Raw genomic sequence first — 3112 nt, 5'->3', positions numbered from 1 at the left:
TATTAACTACAATAACTTTAGAAGTTGTGGAATCTATAAAAGAAAGATATTCGAACGTAGAAGAAGTTGAAACTCCAATTAAAAAAGAAGTAAGTAAAAAAGAAGTTAAGGTTGAAAAAGAGATAGAGGTAGAAATAACTAAAGCAAAAATAATTCCCACTAAAGAAGGAGTTAAGGTTGTAGATAAAAAAGTTGAAAAAGAAGTAGTTAAAGTGGAAACTTCTAATTTTGATGATGAATTTTCTGGGCTAGATAATTTGGATGATTTTGGAATGGAAGCACCAGCTAAAAAAGAAGTGGTAGGAGATAAAACACCAGTAGAAGTAGCAAAGAAAGAAGCTGCAAGTGATGATTTTGGATTAGGTGACGATTTTGATGACTTTGGATTTGGAGAAGACGACTTAAATTTTTAGGACGTCCAAGTACTGATTCCCTTGAGACTGAAGACGTTAAACACTTAATACAAAAAGGGCACTATATCCTAGATTTAAGAAAACCTGTAGATTTTGAAGGATTTAAATTATATGAAGCTAAAAATGAAGAATTTAGAACTGTTGGAAAAGTATTAATGCCAGCAGGACATGCAACTGTTTATTTAGCTGAAGATTGTAAGATTGAATTAGGAACATATATGCACGAAGGTGCAAAAGTATTACCTAGAGCCAGTATTAGTGTTGGATGTTATATAGGTGGAGACTCTATTATTAGAGAAGATGTCTATTTGCCAGATGGAACATCTGTTTCAGCAAACAGTCTTAATGGGATTCATAACAAAACAGCAAAACAGGTTAAAGTTTTTATTGAAGATTGAAACAAAAGCAAGAATAGTAAAGAAGGGGAAGAAGTTGTTCCCACTTCTACAACTGTTCCTGAAACCTTGTTTGAAACAACAGAGGTAAAAGTAGAAAAGGTAGAGCTTGATGCAGAAAACAATATAGATAACAATGTGTTGTTAGTAGGTATGGCAGATAAAGATAAGCAAGATGTGTTAGATAATTTTTCAATAGGAATACCTATGTATTATGGTTTGCTAGATAACCAACAATCTATTGATAAAGAGTGTGGTAAAGATTATATAGTGAATGGAGATAAAATAATCTTCATCAATCCTTTGGGAACTAAAAAAGTATTTGAAGGAAGAGTTGAACCACTTAAAAAAGCAATTAAATCATCTGAAGCTTTTTTAAAAAGTATGATTAAATACAATAATACTTTAAGAGATTTTACAAAGGTATTAGAAAAAGGTAAATTTGAAATATTGGACCAATATTCTCCTAAAGATATTAGACATTACATATTAGGAGAATTTAATAATTATACAACTAAAGGTGAAAAGTATGTAGGCCATATGGATACAAAGTCTAAGATGGATTTCTTTCCCACGAACTTTGAATTCCAATATGCTTCGCTATTAGAAGTATTTTCAGTAGGTATAAAAAAAGGTCTTATAAAGAAAGGAACATCTAACTTTATTTATAAAAACTTTAGATTTGTTAAAGACTTAGAAGAAATTAAAACTGATAAGTTAAAATGGTTATACAGAGGATTAATAAGAATGGGTAGATTCGATATTATAGACGAAATATTTATATTAAGAACTCAAACTTTACATTCTGATAGAATTGTTGTAGCTGACTTATTTGCAGGTGAGGGAGAGTGGCTTAATTTATATAAAAAGTTAGGATCTTACTATGATATATTCACTGTTGCAAATGAGATAGAAGAAAATAGATTTGAAAAAATCAGAGAAAAGAAGTTCAATGAAATGACAAATAAAGCTTATGAAGAGTTAGTGGAGATTCCTAAAAAACTTATTGATGTTTGTTTATTTAATCCACCATATGGAGCTTCTAATGGAGAAAACAATGTAAACAAATTCTTAAACATGATGATAGAAGATGATTACTTAAATGATGATGCAAAAGTAATATTTGCTATAAGAGAAGATGATACTATGGCTATTTTAGAAGACATCTTTAAAAACTTCATGATTAAAACCGATACTATCTTTAGACACGACGGTAATGAGTATGATAAATTAAAGCAAATATGTTTTGTAGGAGTAAAAAGATATTCTCCTATAAATCATTTAGGAAGATTGGATAGAATTGAATTTGATGATGTAAAGGACAAAATTAAAAAACTTAGTAAAAGAAGTTTTGAAGAATTGGCTTTATGGAAAATAAAACAAGATTCTTATCCAGCTCCAGTGTATGGTTCTGATGTTTCTCTAAAGTATGACAATCTTAAAATAGAGAATAATCCTGATATGTATTTAAGTGATAATGATAGCGTTTGGAGTAAAATCCAATCAGCTCTATCAATAGAAACTTTCTCAGGAAAAACTGTTAAGTTACCTAACGAGCCAAGAACGTTTGGTGCAATAGCTAATTTAATAGCTTCAGGACTAATCAATGGAGAAATAGAGGGAGAAAACCCACACTGTTTAGCAGCAGGAGTAAAAGAGAGTATCACACAAGTGATTAATGAAGACGGAGATTTAATAGTAACTAAGAAAATGTTGCCATTCTGTTCAATATTATCAGAGGATGGTAAGATTATAGAAGTTGCTTCAGGAACAGAGGAAAGTACTGTTGACGTAAGAGATGATGGATTGGTAGTTGAATTATAACTACCAATTTTTTTTTGGAGGGTATTATGACTGAAAGAAAAAGAATGGAAAGAGCTTACGTGTTGCAAGCACTTAAAGCATTGGAAGAAAAGTCTAGATTAAGTTACTTCACTCTTATAGGGATAGGAATATACTTTCGTTTCACTATTGAAGATAACGAAGAAAATATGGGAACTATTAAATATCTATCAAGTGTGGAAAATATCAATAAAGAAACAATCATTAGTGCTATTTTTCATAAGGAACTAGGAGATGAATTTTTGCAATAATTCATCTTTCTGTTTGTTGTGAGAACGTGCCTTTTTGTAATAATTAGTAAGGCAATATATAATTTAAGTTAATGGAGGAGATAAAATAAATGTTAATTAAAAAGGACTGTTATGTTCATATTGTAGGGGAAAATTCAATAAAAGCTAATTGTGAATTTATTGTTTTTGACCAATATTCTGTTGGAGATAATCTAATAATGATGTCACTAGT

The 3112-nt window shown here is 30.0% G+C and carries 4 protein-coding genes; all 4 read left to right on the top strand.

Features of this window, described 5'->3' with window-relative positions; genetic code table 11:
• Positions 1–413: hypothetical protein (locus tag Q0V09_RS09760; protein WP_297489036.1), on the top strand; the 413-nt coding region annotated here is incomplete at its 5' end.
• Between the two features lie 155 nt (positions 414–568).
• Positions 569–811: a hypothetical protein gene (locus Q0V09_RS09755; RefSeq protein ID WP_297489033.1), complete on the top strand. Its 243-nt coding sequence runs from the start codon at positions 569–571 to the stop codon at positions 809–811.
• 66 nt (positions 812–877) lie between these two features.
• Entirely contained in the window at positions 878–2632 is a 1755-nt protein-coding gene (locus tag Q0V09_RS09750; protein ID WP_297489030.1) for a hypothetical protein, read from the top strand.
• 26 nt (positions 2633–2658) lie between these two features.
• A complete protein-coding gene (locus Q0V09_RS09745) occupies positions 2659–2901 on the top strand; it encodes a hypothetical protein (protein WP_297489027.1) in 243 nt (80 codons plus the stop codon).
• Positions 2902–3112: the final 211 nt, after the last annotated feature.

Origin of the sequence: uncultured Cetobacterium sp., from assembly GCF_947039425.1 — a bacterium.
Taxonomy (GTDB): Bacteria; Fusobacteriota; Fusobacteriia; order Fusobacteriales; family Fusobacteriaceae; genus Cetobacterium_A.
Note: the sequence above shows the minus strand (reverse complement) of the source record. Positions and strands in the feature narration are given on the sequence as shown.

Coding starts and splice junctions, on each gene's coding strand:
- Q0V09_RS09755 (WP_297489033.1), top strand. CDS start 569: ATGCCAGCAGGACATGCAACTGTTTATTTAGCTGAAGATTGTAAGATT.
- Q0V09_RS09745 (WP_297489027.1), top strand. CDS start 2,659: ATGACTGAAAGAAAAAGAATGGAAAGAGCTTACGTGTTGCAAGCACTT.